Annotated in this window: 25 protein-coding genes and 4 tRNA genes; 24 read left to right on the forward strand and 5 right to left on the reverse strand. The window is 62.7% G+C overall.

What is annotated here, in order from left to right; all coding sequences use genetic code 11:
• Positions 1–18 precede the first annotated feature (18 nt).
• Genes CAG46_RS14565 through CAG46_RS14590 form a run of 6 tightly spaced genes read left to right on the forward strand, consistent with a single transcriptional unit; the run spans position 19 to position 5,950 of the window.
• Positions 19–1,113, forward strand: a complete 1,095-nt coding sequence (locus CAG46_RS14565; RefSeq protein ID WP_025338412.1) for an ABC transporter ATP-binding protein — start codon at positions 19–21, stop codon at positions 1,111–1,113.
• Complete coding sequence (locus CAG46_RS14570; RefSeq protein WP_085617502.1) at positions 1,113–2,222, forward strand: ABC transporter ATP-binding protein; 1,110 nt, start codon at positions 1,113–1,115, stop codon at positions 2,220–2,222. The genes CAG46_RS14565 and CAG46_RS14570 overlap by 1 nt, the downstream gene beginning before the upstream one ends.
• Complete coding sequence (locus CAG46_RS14575; RefSeq protein WP_013971875.1) at positions 2,219–3,082, forward strand: carbohydrate ABC transporter permease; 864 nt, start codon at positions 2,219–2,221, stop codon at positions 3,080–3,082. Before CAG46_RS14570 ends, CAG46_RS14575 begins: the two co-directional genes overlap by 4 nt.
• A gap of 3 nt (positions 3,083–3,085) precedes the next feature.
• Positions 3,086–3,886, forward strand: a complete 801-nt coding sequence (locus CAG46_RS14580) for a carbohydrate ABC transporter permease (protein WP_013971876.1) — start codon at positions 3,086–3,088, stop codon at positions 3,884–3,886.
• Between the two features lie 12 nt (positions 3,887–3,898).
• Positions 3,899–4,171, forward strand: coding sequence for a DUF2160 domain-containing protein (locus CAG46_RS14585; RefSeq protein WP_013971877.1), 273 nt, complete (start codon positions 3,899–3,901; stop codon positions 4,169–4,171).
• A gap of 39 nt (positions 4,172–4,210) precedes the next feature.
• Positions 4,211–5,950, forward strand: a complete 1,740-nt coding sequence (locus CAG46_RS14590) for an ABC transporter substrate-binding protein (RefSeq protein WP_085617504.1) — start codon at positions 4,211–4,213, stop codon at positions 5,948–5,950.
• A gap of 186 nt (positions 5,951–6,136) precedes the next feature.
• On the opposite strand, the gene folD is transcribed toward CAG46_RS14590, so the two are convergent.
• A complete protein-coding gene (folD, locus tag CAG46_RS14595) occupies positions 6,137–6,991 on the reverse strand; it encodes a bifunctional methylenetetrahydrofolate dehydrogenase/methenyltetrahydrofolate cyclohydrolase FolD (protein WP_013971879.1) in 855 nt (284 codons plus the stop codon).
• A gap of 271 nt (positions 6,992–7,262) precedes the next feature.
• Here folD and CAG46_RS14600 point away from each other — a divergent pair.
• The 11 genes from CAG46_RS14600 (at position 7,263) to CAG46_RS14650 (ending at position 17,364) form a co-directional block, all read left to right on the forward strand.
• Positions 7,263–7,339 (forward strand) — tRNA-Arg (locus CAG46_RS14600).
• A 41-nt stretch (positions 7,340–7,380) separates the two neighbouring features.
• Positions 7,381–7,456 (forward strand) — tRNA-His (locus CAG46_RS14605).
• 52 nt (positions 7,457–7,508) lie between these two features.
• A tRNA-Leu gene (locus tag CAG46_RS14610) sits at positions 7,509–7,593 on the forward strand.
• 44 nt (positions 7,594–7,637) lie between these two features.
• A tRNA-His gene (locus tag CAG46_RS14615) sits at positions 7,638–7,713 on the forward strand.
• Positions 7,714–8,338: 625 nt separating this feature from the next.
• Positions 8,339–8,638 carry a DUF6388 family protein gene (locus CAG46_RS14620; protein ID WP_085617506.1) on the forward strand — a complete coding sequence of 100 codons (300 nt, stop codon included), beginning with the start codon at positions 8,339–8,341 and terminating at the stop codon, positions 8,636–8,638.
• Between the two features lie 247 nt (positions 8,639–8,885).
• A complete protein-coding gene (gene tig, locus CAG46_RS14625; protein ID WP_024086620.1) occupies positions 8,886–10,199 on the forward strand; it encodes a trigger factor in 1,314 nt (437 codons plus the stop codon).
• Between the two features lie 91 nt (positions 10,200–10,290).
• Complete coding sequence (clpP, locus tag CAG46_RS14630; RefSeq protein ID WP_003259400.1) at positions 10,291–10,932, forward strand: ATP-dependent Clp endopeptidase proteolytic subunit ClpP; 642 nt, start codon at positions 10,291–10,293, stop codon at positions 10,930–10,932.
• A 108-nt stretch (positions 10,933–11,040) separates the two neighbouring features.
• Positions 11,041–12,324 carry an ATP-dependent Clp protease ATP-binding subunit ClpX gene (gene clpX, locus CAG46_RS14635; protein WP_025338419.1) on the forward strand — a complete coding sequence of 428 codons (1,284 nt, stop codon included), beginning with the start codon at positions 11,041–11,043 and terminating at the stop codon, positions 12,322–12,324.
• 163 nt (positions 12,325–12,487) lie between these two features.
• The gene (lon, locus tag CAG46_RS14640; protein WP_015269697.1) at positions 12,488–14,884 is read left to right on the forward strand and encodes an endopeptidase La; all 2,397 of its coding nucleotides are present in this window, start codon (positions 12,488–12,490) and stop codon (positions 14,882–14,884) included.
• A 152-nt stretch (positions 14,885–15,036) separates the two neighbouring features.
• A complete protein-coding gene (locus CAG46_RS14645) occupies positions 15,037–15,309 on the forward strand; it encodes an HU family DNA-binding protein (protein ID WP_003259401.1) in 273 nt (90 codons plus the stop codon).
• 183 nt (positions 15,310–15,492) lie between these two features.
• The gene (locus CAG46_RS14650) at positions 15,493–17,364 is read left to right on the forward strand and encodes a SurA N-terminal domain-containing protein (protein ID WP_025338420.1); all 1,872 of its coding nucleotides are present in this window, start codon (positions 15,493–15,495) and stop codon (positions 17,362–17,364) included.
• Between the two features lie 177 nt (positions 17,365–17,541).
• Here CAG46_RS14650 and CAG46_RS14655 read toward each other — a convergent pair whose 3' ends face one another.
• Positions 17,542–18,582, reverse strand: coding sequence for a patatin-like phospholipase family protein (locus tag CAG46_RS14655; RefSeq protein ID WP_024086621.1), 1,041 nt, complete (start codon positions 18,580–18,582; stop codon positions 17,542–17,544).
• Positions 18,583–18,760: 178 nt separating this feature from the next.
• Here CAG46_RS14655 and CAG46_RS14660 point away from each other — a divergent pair, with 178 nt between their 5' ends.
• The 3 genes from CAG46_RS14660 to CAG46_RS14670 all read left to right on the forward strand — a co-directional run bounded on the left by CAG46_RS14660 (position 18,761) and on the right by CAG46_RS14670 (position 20,711).
• Positions 18,761–19,039: a hypothetical protein gene (locus tag CAG46_RS14660; protein ID WP_003259403.1), complete on the forward strand. Its 279-nt coding sequence runs from the start codon at positions 18,761–18,763 to the stop codon at positions 19,037–19,039.
• Positions 19,040–19,056: 17 nt separating this feature from the next.
• Positions 19,057–19,836 (forward strand): CHAD domain-containing protein, encoded by a 780-nt coding sequence (locus tag CAG46_RS14665; RefSeq protein WP_085617508.1) that lies wholly within the window; start codon positions 19,057–19,059, stop codon positions 19,834–19,836.
• A gap of 77 nt (positions 19,837–19,913) precedes the next feature.
• Positions 19,914–20,711, forward strand: coding sequence for an acyl-CoA thioesterase II (locus CAG46_RS14670; protein WP_085617510.1), 798 nt, complete (start codon positions 19,914–19,916; stop codon positions 20,709–20,711).
• Positions 20,712–20,847: 136 nt separating this feature from the next.
• Here CAG46_RS14670 and CAG46_RS14675 read toward each other — a convergent pair whose 3' ends face one another.
• The 3 genes from CAG46_RS14675 to CAG46_RS14690 all read right to left on the reverse strand — a co-directional run bounded on the left by CAG46_RS14675 (position 20,848) and on the right by CAG46_RS14690 (position 23,824).
• On the reverse strand, positions 20,848–21,216 hold the full coding sequence (locus tag CAG46_RS14675) for an Mpo1-like protein (RefSeq protein WP_038409214.1): 369 nt from the start codon (positions 21,214–21,216) through the stop codon (positions 20,848–20,850).
• 75 nt (positions 21,217–21,291) lie between these two features.
• Positions 21,292–22,770, reverse strand: a complete 1,479-nt coding sequence (locus tag CAG46_RS14680; protein WP_085617512.1) for a methyl-accepting chemotaxis protein — start codon at positions 22,768–22,770, stop codon at positions 21,292–21,294.
• Between the two features lie 256 nt (positions 22,771–23,026).
• The gene (locus CAG46_RS14690) at positions 23,027–23,824 is read right to left on the reverse strand and encodes a TatD family hydrolase (protein ID WP_085617516.1); all 798 of its coding nucleotides are present in this window, start codon (positions 23,822–23,824) and stop codon (positions 23,027–23,029) included.
• A 158-nt stretch (positions 23,825–23,982) separates the two neighbouring features.
• Between CAG46_RS14690 and CAG46_RS14695 the strand changes: the two genes are divergently transcribed.
• The 4 genes from CAG46_RS14695 to greB all read left to right on the forward strand — a co-directional run bounded on the left by CAG46_RS14695 (position 23,983) and on the right by greB (position 26,957).
• Complete coding sequence (locus tag CAG46_RS14695; RefSeq protein ID WP_085617518.1) at positions 23,983–25,389, forward strand: transglycosylase SLT domain-containing protein; 1,407 nt, start codon at positions 23,983–23,985, stop codon at positions 25,387–25,389.
• A 113-nt stretch (positions 25,390–25,502) separates the two neighbouring features.
• On the forward strand, positions 25,503–25,940 hold the full coding sequence (locus CAG46_RS14700; protein WP_015269705.1) for a DoxX family protein: 438 nt from the start codon (positions 25,503–25,505) through the stop codon (positions 25,938–25,940).
• Between the two features lie 223 nt (positions 25,941–26,163).
• Entirely contained in the window at positions 26,164–26,472 is a 309-nt protein-coding gene (locus tag CAG46_RS14705; RefSeq protein WP_025338428.1) for a hypothetical protein, read from the forward strand.
• Between the two features lie 11 nt (positions 26,473–26,483).
• On the forward strand, positions 26,484–26,957 hold the full coding sequence (gene greB, locus CAG46_RS14710; RefSeq protein WP_063914016.1) for a transcription elongation factor GreB: 474 nt from the start codon (positions 26,484–26,486) through the stop codon (positions 26,955–26,957).
• The last annotated feature ends 36 nt before the right edge of the window (positions 26,958–26,993 follow it).

The following is a 26,993-nucleotide window of genomic DNA, read 5'->3' on the forward strand; positions in this document are numbered from 1 at the left end:
CCACAAGAAGGCCACGCCATGTCCCTGGTGCTGGAACAGGTCAGCCGCAGCGTCGACAACCAGGCCTGGATCGTCGATGCCTCACTGCGTTTCGAACCCGGCTCGTTCAACGTGCTGCTGGGCCGCACCCTGGCCGGCAAGACCAGCCTGATGCGCCTGATGGCCGGGCTCGATCGCCCGGACCGGGGGCGGGTGCTGATGGATGGCCAGGACGTGACTGGCGTGCCGGTGCGCCAGCGCAATGTGTCGATGGTGTATCAGCAGTTCATCAATTACCCGACCCTCAGCGTGTACGAGAACATTGCGTCACCGCTGCGCCAGGCACGCATGGACGAGCCCCAGATTCGCCGACGGGTGCAGGAAACCGCCGAAATGCTGCGCATCGAAGCCTACCTGCAGCGCCTGCCGCTGGAGCTGTCCGGCGGCCAGCAGCAACGCACGGCAATGGCCCGGGCGCTGGTCAAGGATGCCTCGCTGATTTTGTTCGACGAGCCACTGGTCAACCTCGACTACAAGCTGCGCGAGGGCCTGCGCCAGGAACTGCGCGAACTGTTCGCGGCACGCCACTGCATTGCCGTGTATGCCACCACCGAGCCCAACGAGGCGCTGGCTCTGGGCGGCACCACCACCCTGGTGCATGAGGGCCGTATCGTCCAGAGCGGGCCTACCGCCGAGGTCTACCAGCGCCCGGGCAGCGTGCTTGCTGCCGAGCTGTTTTCCGAGCCGCCGATCAACCTGGTGCCTGGCCGTATCAGCGGCAACGACGTGAGCCTGGCCCAGGCCGTGCACTTTGCCCGCAATGCCGACTTGCAGCCGCTTGCCGAGGGTGACTACCGCTTTGGCGTGCGGCCCAGCCACATCAGCCTGGTGCCGGCCCACGACGACGACCTGGAACTGTCGGTGCTGGTGGAACTGGCCGAGATCAGTGGGTCAGAGACCTTCCTGCATGTGCGCAACGAACACTGGCGCATGATCCTGCACCTGCCAGGGGTGCACGAATACCAGGTGGACACGCCGATCCGCGTGTTCATCCCCACCCACAAGCTGTTCGTGTTCGACAGCGCCGGGGCGCTGGTGCAGGCCCCTGGGCTGCGCCAGGCAAGGAGAGGGTGATGGCCGAGATCCGCCTGCGCCAACTGGCGCACAGCTACAGCCGCCAGCCCGCCAGCGAGGCAGACTATGCCCTGCACGCGCTGGAGCATGTGTGGGAGCAGGGCGGTGCCTACGCCTTGCTCGGGCCGTCGGGCTGTGGCAAGTCGACCTTGCTCAACATCATCTCCGGGCTGCTGACACCGTCCCACGGCGAGGTGCTGTTCGACGGCAAGCCGGTCAACCAGCTGTCACCACAGGCGCGTAACATCGCCCAGGTGTTTCAGTTCCCGGTGGTGTACGACACCATGACGGTGTTCGACAACCTGGCGTTTCCCTTGCGCAACCAGGGGCTGGACGAAGCCCGGGTGCAGGCCCGGGTGGAGGAAATTGCCGAGGTGCTCGACCTCTCGGCCGTGCTGCGCAAGAAGGCGCGCAACCTCAGTGCCGACGAAAAGCAGAAGGTCTCCATGGGCCGTGGCCTGGTGCGCGATGACGTGTCGGCGATCCTGTTCGACGAGCCGCTGACGGTGATCGACCCGCACCTGAAGTGGAAGCTGCGGCGCAAGCTCAAGCAGATCCACGAGCAGTTCAACATCACCATGATCTACGTCACCCACGACCAGTTGGAAGCCTCGACGTTCGCCGACAAGATCGCGGTGATGCACGGCGGGCGCATCGTTCAGTTCGGCACCCCGCGCGAACTGTTCGAGCGGCCGCGGCATACCTTCGTCGGTTACTTCATCGGCAGCCCGGGGATGAACCTGATCGAGGTACGCGCCGAAGCGGACGGGGTGGCGTTCGGCGATATTCACCTGGTGCTGCCCGGGCAACTGCGGGAGCACCTGCGAGAGCGCCTGGCGGCCACAGGCGGTGGACGCCTGCAGGTAGGCATCCGCCCGGAATTCGTGCAGCTGTGGGACAGCCCGTTCGATGACGCCTACCCGGCACGGGTGCTGGACGTCGAGGACCTGGGCACCTACCGCATCGTCACCCTCGAACTGGGCGGTGTCGCGCTCAAGGCGCGCCTGGGCGAGGACCGCCCGCTGCCGGTGGCCCAGGCCTGGGTCAGCCTGCCGGCGCAGTGGCTGATGCTGTACGTCGACGATGTGCTGCTGGAGGCCGGGCCATGAACAAGGTGCCGAACAACAAGGCCTGGTGGCTGGTGCTGCCGGTGTTCCTGCTGGTGGCATTCAGTGCGGTGGTGCCGATGATGACGGTGGTCAACTACTCGGTGCAGGACATCTTCGACCAGTCCAACCGCTACTTTGTCGGCGCCGACTGGTACCGCCAGGTGCTGCGCGACCCGGCGCTGCACGATGCGCTGCTGCGCCAGTTCATCTATTCCGCCTGCGTGCTGCTGATCGAGATCCCGCTGGGCATCGCCATTGCCCTGACCATGCCGACCAAGGGGCGCATGGCCTCGGTGTGCCTGATCGTCATGGCCATTCCGTTGCTGATCCCGTGGAACGTGGTTGGCACCATCTGGCAGATTTTCGGCCGGGCCGACATCGGCCTGCTCGGCGCCACCCTGGCCAAGCTCGGGGTCAGCTACAACTACGCCGGCGACCCGTTCGACGCTTGGCTGACCGTCCTGGTGATGGACGTGTGGCACTGGACATCGCTGGTGGCGTTGCTCTGTTATTCGGGGCTGCGCGCCATCCCCGACGTGTACTACCAGGCTGCGCGCATCGACCGCGCCTCGGGCTGGGCGGTGTTCCGTCATATCCAGTTGCCCAAGCTGAAGAACGTGCTGCTGATCGCGGTGATGCTGCGCTTCATGGACAGCTTCATGATCTATACCGAGCCCTTCGTGCTGACCGGTGGCGGGCCCGGCAACGCCACCACCTTCCTCAGCCAGACCCTCACGCGCATGGCCGTGGGGCAGTTCGACCTGGGCCCGGCGGCGGCATTCTCGCTGGTGTACTTCCTGATCATCCTGCTGGTTTCGTGGCTGTTCTACACAGCCATGACCCATGCCGACAAGGACTAGGCCATGAGCACGCGCAAATCGCTGGCCCTGTTGCTGTACTTCTTCTTCCTGCTGGTGCCGATCTACTGGCTGCTGAACATGTCGTTCAAGAGCAACACCGAGATCCTCGGCGGCCTGACCCTGTGGCCACAGGCGTTCACCCTCGACAACTACCGGGTGATTTTCACCGATGCCAGCTGGTACAGCGGCTACATCAATTCGCTGTACTACGTGTGCCTGAACACGCTGATTTCGCTGCTGGTGGCGCTGCCAGCGGCATATGCCTTCTCGCGTTACCGCTTCCTCGGGGACCGGCACCTGTTCTTCTGGCTGCTGACCAACCGCATGGCGCCACCGGCGGTGTTCCTGCTGCCGTTCTTCCAGCTGTATTCGTCGATCGGCCTGTTCGATACCCATATCGCCGTGGCCCTGGCCCACTGCCTGTTCAACGTGCCGCTGGCGGTGTGGATCCTCGAGGGGTTCATGTCTGGTGTGCCGAAGGAAATCGACGAAACAGCCTACATCGACGGCTACAGCTTCCCGCGCTTCTTCGTGAAGATCTTCATCCCGCTGATTGGCTCCGGCATCGGCGTGACGGCGTTCTTCTGTTTCATGTTCTCCTGGGTCGAGCTGCTGCTGGCGCGCACCCTGACCTCGGTGAATGCCAAACCGATCGCCGCTGTGATGACCCGTACCGTGTCGGCCTCGGGCATCGATTGGGGCGTGTTGGCGGCGGCGGGGGTACTGACCATCTTGCCGGGCATGCTGGTGATCTGGTTCGTGCGCAACCATGTGGCCAAGGGCTTCGCCCTGGGCCGGGTGTGAGGAGGGCAAGGCATGGAGTGGATGGCCTGGACCTTGCCGACGGCGCTGTTCTTCGCCGCCGTTGGCGTGCTGCTGCTGGGCATGACCCTGCTCGAACTGCGTCGCCCCTGCGTGGAGCGACGCGGCTTCCTGCCGCTGGTCACCAGCCGTGGCGACCGCTTGTTCATCGGCCTGCTGGCCAGCGCCTACCTGCATTTGCTGGTGGTTGGCGTCAGCGAGTGGCCATTGTGGGTGGCCTCGCTGCTGTCGCTGGCGTGGCTGGTGGTGGTGCTGCGCTGGGGCTGAGCGAGCGGCCCTGTGGGATAACTGAAACGGGAGATCACAATGTTCGACAACAAGTACAACAGGCGACATTTGACCCTGGCCGCGTTGCTGGTACTGGCCAGCGTGCAGGGCACAGCCTGGGCCGACCAGTACGAGGATGCGGCAAGGAAGTGGCTCGGCAGTGAGTTCAAGCCTTCGACCCTTACCCCTGAACAGCAGCTGGCCGAGTTGAAGTGGTTCATCAAGGCTGCCGAGCCGTTCCGCGGCATGAAGATCAATGTGGTGTCGGAAACCATCACCACCCATGAATACGAGTCCAAGGTGCTGGCCAAGGCCTTCAGCGAGATCACCGGTATACAGCTGACCCACGACCTGTTGCAGGAAGGCGACGTGGTGGAAAAGCTGCAGACACAGATGCAGTCGGACAAGAACATCTATGACGGCTGGGTCAACGACTCCGACCTGATCGGTACGCACTTTCGCTACGGCAGGGTGGAATCGATCACCGACCTGATGGCCAACGAAGGCAAGGACTACACTTCGCCGACCCTGGACCTGAAGGACTTCATCGGCATTTCCTTCACCACCGCGCCGGATGGCAAGGTCTACCAACTGCCCGACCAGCAGTTCGCCAACCTCTACTGGTTCCGTGCCGACTGGTTCGAGCGGCCCGAGCTGAAGGCCAGGTTCAAGGAAAAGTACGGCTACGAGCTGGGCGTACCGGTGAACTGGTCGGCCTACGAGGACATTGCCAGGTTCTTCAGCGAAGACGTCAAGGAAATCGACGGCAAACGCGTTTATGGCCACATGGACTACGGCAAGAAAGACCCGTCGCTGGGCTGGCGCTTCACCGATGCCTGGTTCTCCATGGCGGGTGGCGGCGACAAAGGCCTGCCCAATGGTTTGCCGGTGGACGAATGGGGCATTCGCGTGGAGGACTGCCACCCGGTGGGGTCCAGCGTGACCCGTGGCGGCGACACCAACGGCCCGGCCGCCGTGTATGCCACGCAGAAGTACGTGGACTGGATGCGTGCCTATGCGCCCAAGGAAGCCCAGGGCATGACCTTCTCCGAAGCCGGCCCGGTGCCGGCCCAGGGCAACATCGCCCAGCAGATCTTCTGGTACACCGCGTTTACCGCCGACATGACCAAGCCCGGTTTGCCGGTGGTGAATGCCGACGGCACGCCGAAGTGGCGCATGGCGCCTTCGCCGAAGGGGCCGTACTGGGAGGAGGGGATGAAGCTGGGCTACCAGGACACCGGTTCGTGGACCTTCTTCAAGTCCACCCCCGAGAAGCAACGCCTGGCTGCGTGGCTGTACGCCCAGTTCGTCACCTCCAAGACCGTGTCGCTGAAAAAGACCATCGTCGGCCTCACGCCGATTCGCGAGTCGGACATCAATTCCCAGGCCATGACCGAACTGGCGCCCAAGCTGGGCGGGCTGGTGGAGTTCTACCGCAGCCCGGCGCGGGTACAGTGGACACCGACCGGCACCAACGTGCCGGATTACCCGCGGTTGGCGCAGTTGTGGTGGAGCCACATCGCCGAAGTGGCCAGTGGCGAGAAGACCCCGCAGGAAGCGCTGGACGGCCTGGCCCGCGACCAGGACCGGATGATGGAGCGCTTGCAGCGGTCCAACGCCCAGGCCACCTGCGCACCGAAGCTGAACCCGGAGAAGGACGCCCAGTACTGGTTCGACCAGCCCGGGGCGCCGAAACCGAAACTGGCCAACGAAAAGCCCAAGGGCGAGACGGTCAGCTACAACGAACTGCTGAAGTCGTGGGAGGCGGCCAGGAAGTGATCGGCTGAATACCGCGCCGGCTTCTTCGCGGGTAAACCCGCTCCCACAGAGATATCGCCATCTTCTGGGACGGCGCGCAACCTGTGGGAGCGGGTTCACCCGCGAAGAGGCCGGTAAACCCAGTGCATATTTTGCGGGCAAAAAAAACGGCACCTGCCAGAGGTGCCGTTTTCATATCACGCGGTCTTACTTGTGCAGCTCTTCCGCCGCATACAGCGTGTTCTCCAGCAGGCATGCGCGGGTCATCGGCCCGACGCCGCCCGGCACCGGCGTGATCCAGCCGGCGCGCGGCAGGGCGGTCTCGTAGACCACGTCGCCGACCAGCTTGCCGTCTTCCTGGCGGTTGATGCCCACGTCAATGACGATGGCACCTTCCTTGATCCATTCACCCTTGACCAGGCCAGGCTTGCCGGCGGCCACTACCACCAGGTCGGCGCGGCCGACATGGCCGGCGAGGTCCTTGGTGAAGCGGTGGCAGACGGTCACGGTGCAGCCGGCCAGCAGCAGCTCCATGGCCATCGGGCGGCCAACGATGTTGGAGGCGCCGACGATGACCGCGTTCATGCCGTACAGGTCCTGGCCGGTGCTTTCCAGCAGGGTCATGATGCCCTTCGGCGTGCACGGGCGCAGCAGCGGGATGCGCTGGGCCAGGCGGCCGATGTTGTACGGGTGGAAGCCGTCCACGTCCTTGTCCGGGCGGATGCGCTCGAGCAGCAGCGAGGCGTCCAGGTGCGCTGGCAGCGGCAACTGCAGCAGGATACCGTCGACGGCCGGGTCGTCATTGAGGCGGTCGATCAGCTCGGTCAGGGCCTGCTGCGTGGTTTCGCTGGGCAGGTCGAACGCCTGCGAAATGAAGCCGACCTCTTCGCAGTCCTTGCGCTTGTGCGAGACATAGACTTGGGAGGCGGGGTCGGTGCCGACCAGGATCACCGCCAGGCCCGGCGTACGCAGGCCTTGCTGGCGACGCTCCACGACACGTTGAGCGATCTGCTGGCGCAGGCTGGCGGCGATCGCCTTGCCATCGATTAGGTGTGCAGTCATAGACGCGTGATTAACCATCGAGAAGGAAACAATTAAAGAGGGCGCATTCTCGCACGACATGGGCCAAGGGCAAAGGCGGGTGGTCGGGCAAATCCCCTAAGCCCTTAAATAATTTAAATTTTTTTGAGAAAGGTGTTGACGACTATCAGGCCCGCCTATAAGATTCGCCGCACTTGTCGGGCACAGCCTAGCACTGGTTGGCTAAGTCGGGCAGAATGAGTGGTTTAGCAGTTACCTGTTAAGGTCTCGTTCGGTTAGGCTTCAAGCTTAAGCGCCCGTAGCTCAGCTGGATAGAGCATCCGCCTTCTAAGCGGATGGTCGCAGGTTCGAGTCCTGCCGGGTGCGCCATTAGGCAGCTTTGGCAAGCAAGTAGGCTGTAATGCAATATGGTGGGCGTAGCTCAGTTGGTAGAGCGCTGGATTGTGATTCCAGTTGTCGTGGGTTCGATTCCCATCGTCCACCCCATATTCTTCAAAGGCGCCTCGATAGCATCTGGCGCCTTTGTTTTAAGCGTTACGCGGACGTGGTGAAATTGGTAGACACACTGGATTTAGGTTCCAGCGGCGCAAGCTGTAAGAGTTCGAGTCTCTTCGTCCGCACCATGCTTCTGTAAGGCTGTACTGCAACATCGCAAGACTGCAATATGGTGGGCGTAGCTCAGTTGGTAGAGCGCTGGATTGTGATTCCAGTTGTCGTGGGTTCGATTCCCATCGTCCACCCCATATTCTTCGAAGGCGCCTTGATCGTGAGATCGGGCGCCTTTTTGTTTTTGCGCTCGGTGTATGGCTTGAGGGTTCTGGCACCTGTGAGATCGAGCGCCGCCCGCGCGGCGCTTCGCGGGACAAGTCGGATCGCCGCACCGCCGCTCCCACATTTTTTGCAACGTGCCGAACCTGTCAGGCCATGGTTGTCAGCCTTGTTGCCTTGACGCGGTTTCTCGGCTGGCGCAACCGCCGCCTCACCGGCCTCAAACAATGCACCAAGGCGGGCAACGCCTCTCTTACAGGCATGGCCACGTTGCAACAAATGTGGGAGCGGGCTTGTCCCGCGAAGCGCCGCGCGGGCGGCGCTCGATCTCACAGGCGCAGAAAGTGTCAAGGCGAATGCCCGCGAAGCGCCGCGCGGGCGGCGCTCGATCTCACAGGCGCAGAAAGTGTCAAGGCGAATACCCGCGAAGCGCCGCGCGGGCGGCGCTCGGTCTCCCGGGCGCTGAAAATGCCCTGGCGAACGCCCTCCCGGCCAAATCGCATCCCGGCCCTTGCAATCCTCTGGTGAGACCCCAATAAAAGCTGTTAGATTTCAGCCGGTTGAAACACCGGCCCATTTGGCCGGCAGAGGAACAGCCCGATGATCGCAAAAGAAGCCCGTCAGGCCCTGGCGCTACAGCGCTTTGCCGAGGCCAACCCGCAGCTGCTCGAAGAGATCCGTGAGCTGGATGCGCGCGAGCAGGCCCAGCAGATCGAGTGGGCGTTCGAGGATGCGGCCGAGGAGCAGGGTATCCAGCCTTGGGATCTGGCCCTGCAACTGATCGCCGAAACCCCCGAGCAACTGCAGGCCATGCGCCTGGAGACGCACCGCGAGGTAGCTGAGGCGCTGGGGATGGAGTGGGAGGAGTACTGCCAGTTCAACGAAATCGACCCTGAATAAAGGCAGCGAATTCGTTCCTGGTAGTTGTTTGACAAGGTATTTCGGCTGCAGGGCGCCCCGGGCGTCGTGCGGCCCCCATTGAAGCAGGCCCGGCGCTATGTCGTCCGGGCCTTGAAAGTTAATCGACCGGCGTGGTTTCCCGTCGTCCCGAGTGGGGTGACTTCTGCTGCGCGACTCACTAGAATGCTTGCCCTTGATTCTGGAGTCGGGCTAACGCCGGCTAACGTCTGTGCAACGAGGAATATCCATGCAAGTTTCTGTTGAAAACACTTCCGCTCTCGAGCGCCGCATGACCATCGCCGTTCCGGCCGAGCGCGTCGAGAACGAAGTCAACAAGCGTCTGCAACAGACTGCCAAGCGCGCCAAGGTTGCCGGCTTCCGCCCAGGCAAAGTGCCGATGAGCGTGATCCGTCAGCGTTTCGAAGCTGATGCCCGTCAAGAGGCTTTCGGTGACCTGGTCCAGGCTTCCTTCTACGAAGCCATCGTCGAGCAGAAGCTGAACCCGGCTGGCGCCCCTGCGGTAGAGCCGAAGTCCTTCGAAAAGGGCAAGGACCTGGAATTCGTCGCCATCTTCGAAGTGTTCCCGGAGTTCACCGTTGGCGGCCTCGAGTCGATCAACGTCGAGCGCCTGAGCGCCGAAGTGGCTGACGCCGACCTGGACAACATGCTGGAAGTGCTGCGCAAGCAGAACACCCGCTTCGAGGCCGTCGAGCGCGCCGCGCAGAACGACGACCAGGTCAACATCGACTTCGTCGGCAAGGTCGACGGTGAAGTGTTCGCTGGTGGTTCGGCCAAGGGCACCCAGCTGGTACTGGGCTCCGGCCGCATGATCCCAGGCTTCGAAGATGGCCTGGTTGGCGCCAAGGCTGGCGAAGAGCGCGTTGTCAACGTGACCTTCCCTGAGGACTACCAGAACCTGGACCTGGCTGGCAAAGCCGCCGAGTTCACCATCACCGTCAACAGCGTTGCCGCTCCTGTGCTGCCAGAGCTGAACGAAGAGTTCTTCGCCCAGTTCGGCATCAAGGAATCGACCCTGGAAGGCTTCCGCACCGAAGTTCGCAAGAACATGGAGCGTGAACTGCGCCAGGCCATCAAGGCCAAGGTGAAGAACCAGGTCATGGACGGTCTGCTGGCTGCCAACCCGATCGAAGTGCCGAAAGCCCTGCTGGAAAACGAAGTCAACCGTCTGCGCGTGCAGGCTGTTCAGCAGTTCGGCGGCAACATCAAGCCTGAGCAACTGCCGGCCGAGCTGTTCGAAGAACAAGCCAAGCGCCGTGTGGTCCTGGGCCTGATCGTGGCCGAAGTGGTCAAGCAGTTCGAGCTGAAGCCGGACGAAGGCAAGGTTCGCGAAATGATCGAAGAAATGGCTTCGGCTTACCAAGAGCCTGAGCAGGTCATCGCGTGGTACTACAAGAACGACCAGCAACTGAACGAAGTCCGTTCGGTTGTGCTGGAAGAACAAGTTGTAGATACTGTTCTGCAGAAAGCGACTGTGACCGACAAGTCGGTCTCGTACGAAGATGCCGTTAAACCAGCACAGGCTCCAGCCGCCGCTGAGTAACAGGCTTCTCTCGTAGGAAACCCCCACAAGCCAGCCTTCGAGCTGGCTTGTGCGTATTCAAGCCATGACTATTTGGGAGTGAGCGCAGGACATGTCCCGCAATTCTTATATTCAGCAGAGCTCTGACATCCAGGCCGCAGGCGGCCTGGTCCCGATGGTTATCGAGCAGTCCGCCCGTGGCGAACGCGCTTACGACATCTACTCGCGCCTGTTGAAGGAGCGTGTGATCTTCCTGGTTGGCCCGGTAGAGGACTACATGGCCAACCTCGTCGTCGCGCAACTGCTGTTCCTTGAAGCGGAAAACCCGGACAAGGATATCCATCTGTACATCAACTCGCCGGGCGGTTCCGTCACCGCCGGCATGTCGATCTACGACACCATGCAGTTCATCAAGCCGGACGTCTCGACCATCTGCATCGGCCAGGCCTGCAGCATGGGCGCCTTCCTGCTGGCCGCAGGTGCCAAGGGCAAGCGTCACTGCCTGCCGAACTCGCGCGTGATGATCCACCAGCCGCTGGGCGGCTTCCAGGGTCAGGCCACCGATATCGAGATCCACGCCCAGGAAATCCTCAATATCAAGGCCCGCCTGAACGAGCTGCTGGCCTACCATACCGGCCAGGATCTCGAGACCATCAAGCGCGACACCGAACGTGACAACTTCATGAGCGCCTCGCGCGCGGCCGAGTACGGCCTGATCGACTCGGTCTACGACAAGCGGCAACTGGCCTCCTGAACCGGGGTGCCAGAGCAGGTGGGCGCCGAAAGCGCCTACCTGCGGACTTGAAAAAGCCCGCAATTGCCTTCATCTTGTGTTGCAAGCCTACCGGATTGGATCGATCGAATGACTGACACCCGTAACGGCGAGGACAGCGGCAAATTGCTTTATTGCTCCTTCTGCGGCAAAAGCCAGCACGAAGTGCGCAAACTGATTGCCGGGCCCTCGGTATTTATCTGCGACGAGTGCGTCGACCTGTGCAACGACATCATCCGTGAGGAGGTGCAGGAAGCCCAGGCCGAGAGCAGCGCGCACAAATTGCCTTCGCCGAAAGAAATCAGCGGTATCCTGGACCAGTACGTCATTGGTCAGGAACGCGCGAAGAAGGTGCTTGCCGTAGCGGTGTACAACCACTACAAGCGCCTGAACCAGCGTGACAAGAAGGGTGACGAAGTCGAACTCGGCAAGAGCAACATCCTGCTCATCGGGCCAACCGGCTCGGGCAAGACCCTGCTCGCCGAAACCCTTGCACGCCTGTTGAACGTACCGTTCACCATTGCTGACGCCACCACCCTGACCGAAGCCGGTTACGTGGGTGAGGACGTCGAGAACATCATCCAGAAGCTGTTGCAGAAGTGCGACTACGACGTGGAAAAGGCCCAGATGGGCATTGTCTACATCGACGAGATCGACAAGATTTCGCGCAAGTCGGACAACCCGTCCATCACCCGTGACGTCTCGGGCGAGGGCGTGCAGCAGGCACTGCTGAAGCTGATCGAAGGCACCGTGGCCTCGGTTCCGCCGCAAGGCGGCCGCAAGCACCCGCAACAGGAATTCCTGCAGGTCGATACCCGCAACATCCTGTTCATCTGCGGTGGCGCCTTCTCGGGCCTGGAAAAGGTCATCCAGAACCGCTCCACCAAGGGTGGCATCGGTTTTGGCGCCGAAGTACGCAGCAAGGAAGAGGGCAAGAAGGTTGGCGAGTCCCTGCGTGAGGTCGAGCCGGACGATCTGGTCAAGTTTGGCCTGATCCCGGAATTCGTCGGCCGCCTGCCGGTACTGGCAACCCTCGACGAGCTGGACGAGGCTGCGCTGATGCAGATCCTCACCGAGCCGAAGAACGCCCTGACCAAGCAGTATGCCAAGCTGTTCGAGATGGAAAGCGTCGACCTCGAGTTCCGCAGCGATGCGCTCAAGGCCGTGGCGCGCAAGGCCCTGGAGCGCAAGACCGGCGCCCGTGGCCTGCGTTCGATCCTCGAAGGCGTGCTGCTCGACACCATGTACGAGATTCCTTCGAAGAAGGATGTCAGCAAGGTGGTGATCGACGAGAGCGTCATCGATGGTACCTCGCAGCCGCTGATGATCTACGAGAACAGCGAGCCGCAAGCCAAGGCCGCACCGGACGCCTGATCCAGGCAATGGCCGGTTGACGGTTGCAAGCAAGAAGGGGCCTACGGGCCCCTTTCTGCTTTTCCTGCGCTAGCGCTTGTAATTTCCCAAGCGTGCCCCCACATTAGGTCCAAGCATCATTTCCACCGGTTTCCGGCCATAAGGCCGCTGTAGAGGCGAAATCATGAAGACCACCCTCGACTTGCCTCTTTTGCCATTGCGCGATGTCGTTGTTTACCCGCACATGGTCATCCCGCTGTTCGTGGGGCGCGAAAAGTCCATCGAAGCCCTTGAGGCGGCGATGACGGGCGAAAAGCAGATCCTCCTGCTGGCCCAGAAAAACCCGGCCGACGATGATCCGGGCGAAGACGCCCTGTACCGCGTCGGTACCGTTGCCACCGTGCTGCAATTGTTGAAACTGCCCGATGGCACCGTCAAGGTGCTGGTCGAGGGCGAGCAGCGCGGCGCCGTGGAGCGTTTCAGCGAAGTAGAAGGGCACATCCGTGCCGAAGTTTCCCTGATCGACGAAGTCGACGCCGCCGAGCGCGAGTCGGAAGTGTTCGTGCGCACGCTGCTGTCGCAGTTCGAGCAGTACGTGCAGCTGGGCAAGAAAGTCCCTGCCGAAGTGCTGTCGTCGCTGAACAGCATCGAAGAGCCAGGGCGCCTGGTCGATACCATGGCCGCACACATGGCCTTGAAGATCGAGCAGAAACAGGAAATTCTCGAAATCGTCGACCTGCCGACCCGTGTCGAGCACGTACTGGCGCTGCTGGATGCCGAAATCGACCTGCTGCAGGTCGAAAAGCGCATTCGCGGTCGGGTCAAGAAGCAGATGGAGCGCAGCCAGCGCGAGTACTACCTGAATGAGCAGATGAAGGCCATTCAGAAAGAGCTCGGCGATGGCGACGAAGGCCACAACGAAGTCGAAGAGCTGAAAAAGCGCATCGAAGCCGCTGGCCTGCCCAAGGACGCACTGGCCAAGGCCCAGGCCGAGCTGAACAAGCTCAAACAGATGTCGCCGATGTCGGCCGAGGCCACCGTGGTCCGGTCGTACCTCGACTGGCTGGTGCAGGTGCCGTGGAAGGCCCAGAGCAAGGTGCGCCTGGACCTGGCCAAGGCCGAGGAAATCCTCGATGCGGACCACTACGGCCTGGAAGAGGTCAAGGAACGCATCCTCGAGTACCTTGCCGTGCAAAAGCGCGTCAAGAAGATCCGCGGGCCGGTACTGTGCCTGGTCGGCCCACCCGGCGTCGGCAAGACCTCGCTGGCCGAGTCGATCGCCGCTGCCACCAACCGCAAGTTCGTGCGCATGGCCCTGGGTGGTGTGCGTGACGAGGCCGAGATCCGTGGTCACCGCCGTACCTACATCGGTTCCATGCCTGGCCGCCTGATCCAGAAGATGACCAAGGTGGGGGTGCGCAACCCGCTGTTCCTGCTGGACGAAATCGACAAGATGGGCAGCGACATGCGTGGCGACCCGGCCTCGGCACTGCTCGAAGTGCTCGACCCGGAGCAGAACCACAACTTCAACGACCACTACCTGGAGGTCGACTACGACCTCTCGGACGTGATGTTCCTGTGCACCTCGAACTCGATGAACATCCCGCCGGCGCTGCTCGACCGGATGGAAGTCATCCGCCTGCCGGGCTACACCGAGGACGAGAAGATCAACATCGCGGTCAAGTACCTGGTGCCCAAGCAGGTCAAGGCCAACGGCTTGAAGAAGGACGAGCTGGAAGTCGACGTCTCGGCGATCCGCGACATCATCCGCTTCTACACCCGCGAAGCCGGTGTGCGTGGCCTGGAGCGGCAAATCGCCAAGGTCTGCCGCAAGGTGGTCAAGGAACATACCGGGCAGAAGCAGGTCAAGGTCAAGGTGGCCAGCGAGCAGCTGGAACACCTGCTGGGCGTGCGCAAGTTCCGCTACGGCCTGGCCGAGCAGCAGGACCAGATCGGCCAGGTTACCGGCCTGGCCTGGACCCAGGTGGGCGGCGAACTGCTGACCATCGAAGCCGTGGTCATCCCCGGCAAGGGCCAGCTGATCAAGACCGGCTCGCTGGGCGACGTCATGGTCGAGTCGATCACCGCCGCGCAGACCGTGGTGCGCAGCCGTGCCCGCAGCCTGGGTATCGCCGCCGACTTCCACGAGAAGCACGACGTGCATATCCACATGCCGGAAGGCGCCACGCCGAAGGACGGCCCGAGTGCCGGTATCGGCATGTGCACCGCGCTGGTGTCGGCGCTGACGCAGATTCCGGTGCGTGCCGATGTGGCCATGACCGGCGAAATCACCCTGCGTGGCCAGGTGCTGGCCATTGGCGGGTTGAAGGAAAAACTGCTGGCGGCACACCGTGGCGGGATCAAGACGGTGATCATTCCCGAGGAGAATGTTCGCGATCTGAAGGAGATTCCGGAAAATATCAAACAGGATCTGCAGATCAAACCGGTCAAATGGATTGACGAAGTCCTGCAAATTGCGCTGCAATACGCCCCGGAGCCCTTGCCAGATGTGGCTCCGGAGATTGTCGCGAAAGATGAAAAGCGCGACGGCGATGCTAAGGAAAGAATTAGCACGCACTAGTAGTTTTTGGCTGGGGGGCTTTCCTTGACAGTTTTTTCGGGGCCTTGCTATAAAGCGGCACGCTATTGTCATCAGGCCACCCAGCGCACGTTTCATAAGCTTTTCATTACATACTTAGAAACAAACTCAATAGAGAAATAAGGGGACTTAGAGTGAACAAGTCGGAACTGATTGACGCTATCGCCGCATCTGCTGACATCCCGAAAGCTGTAGCCGGCCGTGCGCTGGACGCAGTCATCGAATCCGTCACCGGCGCCCTGAAGCAAGGTGACGATGTGGTACTGGTTGGTTTCGGTACCTTCTCGGTCAAGGAGCGTGCAGAGCGCACCGGCCGCAACCCGCAAACCGGTAACGCGATCAAGATCGCTGCCGCCAAGGTTCCAGGCTTCAAGGCTGGCAAAGGCCTGAAAGACGCCGTCAACTAAGTCGTCTCTTTCAGCCGGACCCGGCCTGGCCAGGTCCGAGCACGTTGATGGCGGGGCGCAAACGTTCCCGCCTGACACGTTTGCTAAGAAAAGGCGCATCCTCGGATGCGCCTTTCTTTTATCAGGTTTCTACCCACGCTCCGCGGTTGTCGACGCAGTGGTACAGCCGTTTCTGGGGGACGCATGCTGCAAAATATCAGGGACAATTCACAAGGTTGGATTGCCAAGACCATCATCGGCCTTATCGTCGTGTTGATGGCGTTGACCGGCTTCGAAGCCATTTTCCAGGCCGCCACACATAGCCAGGACGCCGCCAAGGTGAACGGCCAGACCATCAGCCAGAACGAGCTGAGCCAGGCGGCCGACATGCAGCGCCGTCAGCTGATGCAACAGTTGGGCAAGGATTTCGACCCGGCGCTGCTGGACGACAAATTGCTGCGCGAAGAGGCACTGAAAGGCCTGATCAGCCGCAAGCTGCTGCTGCAAGGCGCCGAAGATGCCAAATTCGCCTTCTCCGAGGCCGCGCTGGATCAAGTGATCCTGCAGACGCCGGAATTCCAGGTGGACGGCAAGTTCAGTGCCGACCGTTTTGACCAGGTCATTCGCCAGATGGGCTATGGCCGCATGCAGTTCCGCGACATGCTCGCCGAGGAAATGCTTATCGGCCAGCTGCGCACCGGCCTGGCCGGCAGCAGCTTCGTCACCGACCAGCAGGTCGATGCCTTTGCCCGCCTCGAGAAGCAGACCCGTGACTTCGCTTCCCTGACCTTCAAGGCCGACCCGGCCGCGGTCAAGGTCAGCGATGAAGAGATCAAGGCGCACTACGACCAGCACGCCAAGGAGTTCATGTCGCCGGACCAGGTGGTGATCGACTACATCGAGCTGAAGAAGTCGGTGTTCTTCGACCAGGTCAAGGTGACCGACGAAGAGCTCAAGGCCCAGTACGAGAAGGAAATCGCCAACCTCGCCGAGCAGCGCCATGCCGCGCACATCCTCATCGAGGTCAACGACAAGGTCACCGACGCCCAGGCCAAGGCCCGCGCCGACGAGATCGAGCAGCGTCTGGCCAAGGGTGAAGACTTTGCCGCGCTGGCCAAGGAGTTCTCCCAGGACCCGGGTTCGGCCAACAGCGGCGGTGACCTTGGCTTCGCTGGCCCGGGCGTTTACGACCCGGCGTTCGAAGATGCACTGTACAAGTTGCAGGATGGCCAGGTCTCGGCGCCGGTGCGCACAGAGTTCGGCTACCACCTGATCAAGCTGCTGGGCGTACAGGCACCGGAAGTGCCGAGCTTTGCCAGCCTGAAGGACAAGCTGACCCGTGACCTGAAGATCCCGCTGGTCGAGCAGCGTTACGTAGATGCCAGCAAGCAGCTGCAGGATGCCGCCTACGAGGCTTCCGACCTGGCCCAGCCGGCCCAGGACCTGAACCTGAAGGTGCAAACCTCCGCAGCCTTCGGCCGTGAGGGTGGTGAAGGCATCACTGCCAACCGTTCGGTCGTGCAGGCCGCATTCTCCGAAGAAGTGCTGGAGGAGGGTGCCAACAGCACCGCCATCGAGCTCGACCCGGAAACCACCGTGGTACTGCGCGTCAAGGAGCACCGCAAGCCTGAGCAGCTGCCGCTGGAAGCCGTGGCCAAGAACATCAGCGAACACCTGGCCAAGGAGAAGGCGACTGCCGAGCTCAAGGCCAAGGCGGACAAGCTGATTGCCGGCCTGCGTGACGGTTCCATCGCAGCGGGCAGTGTGCACGAAGGGCAGGGCTGGAAGGCCTATGAAGCAGTTACCCGCGGCGAGGACGGTATCGACCCGGCCGAGCTGCAGGCACTGTTCCGCCTGGGCAAGCCACAAGCCAAGGACAAGCCGGTTTATGGCAGCGTCGTGCTGCGTGACGGTAGCCTGGTGGTACTGCAGCTCAAGGGTGTCAACGAAGGCGCTACTGCCACCGACGAAGAGAAGCAGCAGATCCGCCGCTACCTCGCGTCGCGTGCTGGCCAGCAAGACTTCGCGGCGTACCGCAAGCAGCTGGAAGCCAAGGCGGACATCACCCGTTACTAAGGTGATCGATGCATGAACGAACAGGCCGCCCAGTGCGGCCTGTTTCGTTTCTGTTGTCTGTGCCGGCCTCTTCGCGGGTAAACCCGCTCCCACAGGTCCAACACAGGTTTCAAGTACTGTGGTGAACCTGTGGGAGCGGGTTTACCCGCGAAGAGGCCGGCACCAGCAGCGCAGGGTCTAGCGTTTCACCCCTTCATGGATATCCAGCGTATCCCGCGCAATCTCCCGCCCCAGGGCAATCAGCTCCGGCGCCTTGTAGAACTCGAAAAACCGGCATACCCGTTTGGGCACGTTGATCAGTACATCCGGCGGATAGCCGGCGATCTTGTACTGCGCCAACGACGTCTGCATGACCTCGAAGCTCTGGTTGATCAAGTCCAGCAGCGAAGCGGGCCCCACGTTGTCGATGATGAACGAGCCGGTCGCCGACTTCGGTGCGCCTTCGCGCTCCGGCGCCGCCGCCGGTTGCTGGCCTTCCGGGTTGGCGGCATCGGCCAGCCATGGGTTTGGCGGCGCCAGCCCTTCGGCGACGATTTCCTGCTCGATGCGGATCAGCTCCTCCGCCGGCTTGCGCCGGAACGGCAAGCGCGAGCCCAGCGAACTGAGCAGGGCATCGAAACGCATCTTGAACGCCGCCGGGCGTTCGATCACCGGTAACTGGTACTGCTTCTGGTTGGTGGCGTTGAGGTTGACCGCGATGATCAGGTCGCAGTGGCTGGACACCACCGGCACGATCGGCAGCGGGTTGAGGATGCCGCCGTCGACCAGCATGCGGTTGCCTTGCATCACCGGGGTGAACAGGCTGGGGATGGCCGCCGAGGCGCGCATGGCCTGGTGCAGGCAGCCTTCCTGGAACCAGATTTCCTGCTGGTTGGTGAGGTCGGCTGCAACCGCCGTGTAGGGGATGCGCAACTGCTCGATGTTGATCTCGCCGACGATCTTGCGGATTTGCCCGAACACCTTGTCGCCGCGAATTGCGCCGAGGCGAAAGCTGACATCGACCAGGCGCAACACATCCAGGTAGTCGAGGCTCTCGATCCAGTTGCGGTAGTCTTCCAGCTTGCCGGCGGCATAGATGCCGCCGATCACCGCGCCCATGGAGCAGCCGGCGATGCAGGCAATGTCGTAGCCACGCCGCTCGATTTCCTCGATCACCCCGATATGTGCATACCCCCGGGCTCCGCCGGATCCCAGTACCAGTGCCACGCGTTTGCTCATGAACATTCCCCGGCCAGTGCAACCATGGTCCTACAATGCACCCATCGCCACCTGTGCTTCAATGTGCATCGCGCTGAGCTACTGTAATAAAACTGGCTGGGCCAAGCGGGCTGGGCAGGGCACTTTTCAGCTGCCGAGGCGTCAAAAAGCCAACGTTTTTTCTTTTGAGGTATTACCGATGAAAGCCTGGATCTGCCTTCCCTTGATCGCCTTGGCCCTTGCTGGCTGCGCGGGCAAGACGGCCTACCGCGAGAGTTGCGCGACCCAACTGGATGCCGCCTGGAAGGAACTGGACCTGGCCAAGGCCGAAGGCTTTGCCGGTGCCGTGAGCTACTCCAAGGCCTTGTCGTTGCTGACCGGGGCCAAGACCCAGCAGCAGTTCGAAGGTTATGAAAGCTGTACCAGAAAAGCCGAAAAGGCCCGTTTCTATATTCGTGAGTCTCGCGCCGGGCGCTGACCAAGGAGCGTCTTTCGATGTCTGCCATGCTCGATCATGTGGTTGCCCAGATAGTGGCCTTGCAGGTGCGCCTGCTGGCCTGCCGCGAGCGCCTGGCTGCCGATACCGACAGTGAGGCCTTGCATGACCTGCGCACCACCCTGCGGCGCCTGCGCAGCCTGCTGCGGCCGCTGCGTGGGCTACCGGGGGTGGAGCAACTGGAGGACGCCGCCAAGTCGTTGGGTACGCTGACCACGCCGTTGCGTGACCGTGAGGTGCTGGCGGCCGAACTGATCGGGCGTGGTTTTGCCGAGGCCGGGCAGCGGCGCCTGGAAGGGCGTGGCAGTACCTTTGCCAGTGTTGCCGCCAGCCCGCAGCTGACCCGGGTGCTGGCGATTGTCGACGCGTTTCCGCTGTTCCTGCGTGCAGCTGGCCGCGAGGGCCTGGTCAAGGCGTTGGAAAAGCGTATCGACAAACGCCTGGTCAAACAGTGGCGCAAGTTGCACAAAGCGCTGCAGGACCCGGCCCACGATCGCCATCGCCTGCGTTTGCTGATCAAGCGTGCGCGCTACGGTGACGAGGCATACCCGCAGCTCGACCATGCGGGCAAGCCGTTGCGGCGCTTGCTGAAGCAGGCCCAGGGCGACCTGGGTGACTGGCATGATCGCCTGCAATGGCTGTTGCAGGCGCGCGACCATGCCGACCTGGCACCGTGCAAGGTCGCCTGGGAGCAGGAGTTGCACGAGGCCGAGCGCCATTCGGATGTGACGCTGGATGCACTGCTGCAGGCGCTGGCGCGGCGAAAGCCCGAAAAATGACCGATATGCGGGCTGATCGACAAGGGTTTGCTGGCTAGGATGGACAGACCTTTTTCGCTGCAGGCAGGAGCCGGCCAATGAATTTCAACCAACTGCTCGACGCCGTGCGGGCCAACCCCGAAGCGGTGAGCGTCCCGCCAAGCTGGGCCCAGGGTCGCGCCGCCTTTGGCGGGCTGATGGCGGCCATGGTGTATGAAGCCATGCGCCAGAAAATCTCCGATGACCGCCCCGTGCGTTCGCTGGCCATCAGCTTTGTGGCGCCGGCCGCGGCGGATGTGCCAATCCGCTTCGACGTGGAGGTGCTGCGTGAAGGCAAGGCAGTCAGCACCTTGCTGGGCCGTGCCGTTCAAGACGGCCAGGTGGTGACCCTGGTGCAGGGCAATTTCGGTGCAGGGCGGCCATCAGTGGTCGATGTGCCGGCGTTGCCGGCCACGGAAATGAAAGCGCTCGAAGACGCAGCCCCCGAGCTGCCGCATATCAAAGGCGTTACCCCGGAGTTCATGCAGCATGTGGCCTTGCGCTGGGCGGTGGGTGGGTTGCCGTTCAGTGGCAATCAGTCGCGCCAGATGGGTGGCTGGGTACGTTTGCGCTCGGTGGCCGAAGAACCGGTCAACGAGGCGCACCTGCTGGCGTTGGTCGATGCCTGGCCACCGAGCCTGATGCCGTTTCTCAAGCAGCCGGCTGCCGGCAGCACGTTGACCTGGACCATCGAATTCATGCAGCCCACGGCGCAGCTGTCGACCCTGGACTGGTGCCGTTATTGCGTGGAAACCGAGCATGCGCGGGATGGTTACGGGCATGCCGCCGCCGCGTTGAGGACGGCGCAGGGCGAGTTGCTGGCCTTGAGCCGGCAGACGGTTACCGTGTTTGCCTGACCGAACCCGGGAGCGCGTTGCGCTCCAATCGCGACACAAGGCCGCTCCCACAGGATCGCGTAAATTTCAGGACATGCGCGGTTCTTGTGGGAGCGGCCTTGCGTCGCGATTGGGCTGCAGAGCAGCCCCAATGGCATCAGCGCCGATGCTTGTGTCGTTCCCGCCAGGCCTTCCACCAGGCCCCGCTCAGCAAGAAGCGCGGAAAGGTGATGAACTGCTCGGTCAGCAGGCGTTGCACGGCATCCTTGCGGTTGGCGAAGGGCTCGGGTTGCTCGGCTTCCAGGCGATGGCCCTGGCGCTGCAGGCCCAGGCCGGCGATCAAGGCAATGATGCCAACGGCAATCTGGCCCAGATCCAGGCCGAACAGGCCGGACAGAATCAGCAACGCGCCAAGGATGAACAGCGGCACGGCGATCAGGTGCAGCACCAGGTTGGTCGGGTGGCGGTGGTTGTGGTGGTAGCCGCGCCATTGCCAGGCGGGCAGGTTGGGCAGGCGTTTGCTCATGGGCATTTCCTCTCGGTCATGCCCAAAGCTTAGTGCGCCCCCCAGGCGGGGGCCAATCGAGGCTGGCTATGGTGACTATAGCTTGAGCTGGCCAATGGCCTTGTTCAGTTCACCGGCCAGGGTCGCCAGTTCGCTGCTGGTGGTCGCCGAGCCCACGGTCTGTTGCACGGTCTGTTCGGTGACATCGCGAATACTCACCACGGCGCGGTTCATTTCCTCGGCCACCTGGCTTTGCTGCTCGGCTGCCACGGCAATCTGGGTGTTGCTTTCGCGCATCTGCGCCACGGCACCGGTAATCTCGGCCAGTGCTTCGCCGGCCTCCTGGGCCTGCCTGACGCAGTCGTCGGCCTTGTACGAGCTTTCCTGCATGAAATCCACTGCATCGCGGGTGCCCGACTGCAGGGCCGAGACCATGGTGGTGATCTCGTCGGTGGAGTTCTGCACGCGCTTGGCCAGGTTGCGCACTTCATCGGCCACCACGGCAAAGCCGCGGCCCAGGTCGCCGGCGCGCGCTGCTTCGATGGCGGCATTGAGCGCCAGCAGGTTGGTCTGCTCGGCGATGCTGTGGATCACACTGACCACGCCATTGATCTTCTGGCTGTCTTCGGCCAGCTGGCGAATCATCTCGGCAGTTTGCTGAACGCCGCTGGACAGCCCGGAAATCGAGTCCTGCACCCGGCTGACCACCTCCTGGCCACTACCGGCCAGGGTGTCGGCGGTTTGTGACAGGTCACGGGTGGCGCCGGCGTGCTGGGCGATGTGGTGCACCGTCGCCGACATTTCGTTGATGGCGGTAGCGGCCTGGTCGGTCTCGCTCTGCTGGCCGAGCATGCCGTGGCGCACGTCGCTCATGCTTGCAGCCAGGCGCGCCGCACCGGAGTCCAGTTGCGCTGCGGTGTGGGCGACGGTACTGACCACGCGGTGGTAGGTCGCCTGCATGGCATTGAAGGCCCCGGCCATCTGGCCGACCTCGTCGCCACAGGCCAGCGGTACGCGGGCCGACAGGTCGCCGGTTTTTTCCACGTGCAGCATCACATCCTTGAGCGTGTTGAGCTGGCTGAGCAGGAAGCGGATCAGCAGCTGCGAGGCGCCGAGCATGGCCAGCATCAGGATCAGCACGCATACCGCGTAGTTGCTGAAGCGGTCGAGGAACACCTGGCGCAGGCTGGGCGACTGGGCCAGCACGGCCATTTGCTGATCGCCGTTGCGCAGCACCTGCGCGCCCTGTAGCGGGTTGTTGCCCAAGAGCCGGGCGGCGGGCAGTTCGACCCAGCCTTGGGCATTGCGCAGGGCCTCGAGGGGTTCACCCGCGAAGGTGGGCGTTTGCCCGGCTGACCAGCTGATGACGTTGGCCGGGCGGGGCAGCGGCTGGCCGGCCGGCCAGGCAGCCAGCAGTTGGGCCTGCGCGGCCGCCTGGGCCTGCGCGGCCTCGGCGCGGGCGCGTTGCTCCAGGTGCACGGCATAGAGCACCAGCAGCAAGGTCGTGACAAAGGCCACCGCATTGACGGCCCAGAACTTGTACTTCAGGGAAACATTGCTAAGCCAGGCACCCATGGGCAGGTCTTCTCTGAGTTGAGCGGGAACAATATTGGCAAGGTGCCATCATTGTGCCTGCGCAAGCCAGGGCCTTTCTTGATGTGCATCAAGAAAATTCTGCCGCAAGTTCTGACGCGCTTTTGTAGGAGCGGCCTTGTGTCGCGACAGGGGTGCGAAGCGCCCCCAGGTTTTCAGCTTCGCTGCATAGATTGCCGGGGCCGCGTTGCGGCCCTGTCGCGACACAAGGCCGCTCCTATAGGAGAACGCGACGGGTTCAGGGGAGTCGGAAAAACGCCTGCGCCGTTGCCGTGGTATGCGCCGCCGTATGTTCGGTCGACTCGCCCCGGTGCAAGGCCACTTCACGCAACACCTCCGGCAGGAACGCTGGTTCGTTGCGCCCGTTCTTCGGCTTGGGCCGCAGGCTGCGCGGCAGCAGGTAAGGCGCATCGCTCTCCAGCATCAGCCGCCCCTCGGCAATGTTGCCCACCAGCGGGTGCAGGTGGGTGCCACGGCGTTCGTCGCAGATCCAGCCGGTAATACCGATGTGCAGGTCCATGTCCAGGTAGGCGAACAGCGCGTCGCGCTCGCCGGTAAAGCAGTGCACCACTGCGCCGGTCAGGTGGTCGCGGTAATCCTTGAGGATCGCCAGCAGGCGTTCGCTGGCGTCGCGTTCGTGCAGGAACACCGGCAGACGCAGCTCGGCAGCCAGTGCCAACTGTGCCTCCAGGGCTTTTTCCTGCAGCGGGCGAGGGGAGAAGTCGCGGTTGAAGTCCAGGCCGCATTCGCCCACGGCGCGCACGCGTGTTTCATTCAGCAACTGGCGCAACTGGCGCTCGCTGCCGGCATCCCAGGTTTTGGCATCATGAGGGTGTACGCCTGCCGTGGCGAACAGGTGCGCGCCGCTCGCATCCAGTTGCTGGCACAGCTCCAGCGCCTGTTCGCTGACCGCCAGGCTGGTGCCCGTCAGCACCATCTGCGTGACCCCGGCCTCAAGGGCGCGCTCGACGATTGCCGCCTGCTGGTCGTGGAAACTGCTGTTGGTCAGGTTGACGCCGATATCGATCAGTTGCATGGTGCTACCTCGTGCCGCGGGGCGGCCAGCATAGCAAAAACCGTGTTTTTCTGAAAAAACCAAGAACTTCATGCTGTTGCCGTGGTCTTTTACCGTCATTTCTCTCTTGGCGGTGCAACCCCATGGATGCCGCCCACCGACCACGGACACGTTTTCGCATGCAGCGATGCTGGCTCATTTTCCTGCTGACGCTTGGGCTGACCTTGACCGGGCCTGCCCACGCGCGCGTGCCGGGACCGCAGCAGAACATCGCGCCGGCCAAGGTCCGTGACCTGCAACAGATTCGCACCAGCCAGGTGCTGCGGGTGCTGGTCAACCAGAGCCGCAACAGCTCCGGTGAGGTCAAGGGCGAGCCGGTCGGCATCGAATACTATCGCCTGCGTGCCCTGGAACATTACCTCAATGCCCGCGCCGCCGACGGCCAGGAGATCCAGCTCAAGCTGATCCCGCGGGCCAAGGAGCAGTTGCTCGGCGCCCTGGCCCGGGGCGAGGGTGACCTGGCCGCGCCGGGTGAGCTGCTCGACCCCGCCGTGGTGCGTGGGGTCAGCAGCAGCGCGCCGGTGCTCGACCAGGTGCCGCTGCTGCTGGTGGGGCGCAAGGGCGAACGCAGCTTCAGCCATGTCGAGCAGTTGTCCGGGCGTACCGTGGCCCTGACCAGCGCCAGTGCCGCCGGCCCGTTGATCCAGCAGGTCAACCAGCAGCTGGCGCTGCGCAAGCGCGCGCCGATCAAGGTGGAGTGGGTCGACTCGACCTTGGCGGTGGAGGATGTGCTGGAAATGGTCCAGGCCGGCATCTATCACCTGACCGTGGTCGAGCAGCCGATCGCCCGGCGCTGGGCCCGGGTGATGCCGCGCCTGCGCCTGGACAGCCGCGTGAAACTGGGGGCGCCGCAAGCCATGCGTTGGTATGTGAGGCCCGATGCGCCGCAGTTGCAGGCCACGGTCGATCGCTTTCTGCGGGGCTACCGCGCACCGGACAACCAGGACGCCGCGTTCGAGCGCATCTACCGCCGCCAGTACCGGGTGCACGACCCCTTGGCCAGCAAGAATCGCCAGCGCCTGACCGCGCTGCGGGCGGTGCTGCAGAAACACGGTGAGGCGCAGCAGATCGACTGGCTCAACCTGGCCGCGCTGGCCTTCAAGGAGTCGACGCTCAACCCGGCCGCGCGCGGCACCGGAGGGGCCCATGGCCTGATGCAGATCACCCCTTCGGCGGCGCAGCGCGTGGGGGTGAGCAACACCGCCACGGTTGATGGCAATGTCCAGGCCAGCGCCCGTTACCTGGCGCTGATCCGGCGCAAGTTCTTTGCCAGCGCCAAGATCAACGAGCGCGAGCGCATGGCCTTCGTGCTGGCGGCCTACAACCTGGGCCCCGAGCGCGTCCAGGCCATGCGCGCCGAAGCGCGGCGGCGCGGGCTGAATGGCGACCAGTGGTTCTTCCAGACCGAACGTATCGCCATGGAGCAGGTGGGCATGGGGCCAGTCAACTTCGTCAATAGCGTCAACAAGTACTTTGTAGCGTTCAACCGGGAGCGTGCCGCGCTGGAGCGTGTGGCTAAACGCTGACAAATCGATTTTGTCGATTGTTATCTTGGGTTTTTTGCGATTTTCATATCTATTGAATCGATTATGATGGCGCCCATCCCAACACAACTTCCCCGCTTCAAGGAGTCTTCGACATGAACAACGCTACCCTCAACGCTCTGTTCTCCACCCGCGCCGGCGCAGGCCTGAGCGTCATCCGTATCCTGGTCGGCATCATCTTCATTGCGCATGGCGCGCAAAAACTGTTCGGCATGTTCGGTGGCTATGGCCTGGAAGGCACCGGCCAGTGGATGGAGAGCATCGGCCTGGCCCCGGGTTACCTGATGGCCCTGTTGTCTGGTAGTGCCGAGTTCTTCGGCGGCCTGGCCCTGGTGATCGGCCTGCTGGCCCGCCCGGCGGCCCTGGTGCTGGCGGTGACCCTGGTGGTGGCGATCCTCTCGGTGCATATCGGCAACGGTCTGTTCATGTCCAACAACGGCTATGAGTTCGGCCTGGCCCTGCTGGCTGGCACCGTCGCGGTACTGATCGAAGGCGCTGGCCGCTTCTCGCTGGACCGCCTGATCGCCCGCTGATCCACCGCAAATGCCAAGATACAAGCCTCAGGCCGATCACTTTCGGCTTGAGGCTTGTATCTTGCCGCTTGTAGCTCTAGCATACCGTCTGCGCCGATTTAAACAGCTACTTGCGGGGCGCAGGAAAGCCCCTCTCCGGGTCATCCGAAATACCGCTAAAGCGCTGGTTCGGTGACGCCTCCCACCGCTGCCCAGCGGGATTCGCGAGGCGGAGAGAAGCTCCATGAGTTGCCCACGTACCAGTGTCTGTTTGAGTCCCTTGCCTGCCAGCCAGGCGTCCCGCACACCGCGCATCCTGCTCGGCGGCCAGCATCAACCCACTCTTTTACGTCACCTTGAAGGCCTGTCCCGGCGCAAGGGCCAGGCGCGTGCATTTCTGATCCAGTTCGCCGATACCGGCTGCCACCTCGCACAGTATGGCAATGACCGTTTCGACCTGGCCGTGATCCAGGCCCCGGCACCGGACGAGGCCGCCGAAATCATCGGCCACCTCACCCGTATCGCGCGCCAAGGCCTGATTACCCGCCGCTGAGGAGCGCGCTGTTGAGTACCAACATCATCACCACGGAAGGCCATGAGGCGCTGAAGAAAGAACTGGACCACCTGTGGCGGGTATACCGCCCGGAGATTACCCAGAAGGTTACCTGGGCGGCATCGCTGGGCGACCGCAGCGAGAATGCCGACTACCAGTACAACAAGAAGCTGCTGCGCGAGATCGACCGCCGGGTGCGTTACCTGCGCAAGCGTCTTGAAGATGTGAAGGTGGTCGCCTACTCGCCGCAGCAGGAGGGCAAGGTGTTTTTCGGTGCCTGGGTGGAGATCGAGAACGACGAGGGCGAGACCATGAAGTTTCGCATTGTCGGGTATGACGAGATCTATGGGCGCAATGACTACATCTCGATCGACTCGCCCATGGCTCGTGCCTTGCTGAAGAAGGAGGAGGGTGATGAGGTGGTGGTGCATACGCCTACCGGTGAAGCGACCTGGTATGTGAACAGCATCACTTACGGCCAGTGAGTTGATATTGCCTGTGCCGGCCTCTTCGCGGGTAAA

The organism is Pseudomonas sp. B23(2017), assembly GCF_002113725.1.
GTDB classification, from domain to species: Bacteria; Pseudomonadota; Gammaproteobacteria; order Pseudomonadales; family Pseudomonadaceae; genus Aquipseudomonas; species Aquipseudomonas putida_Z.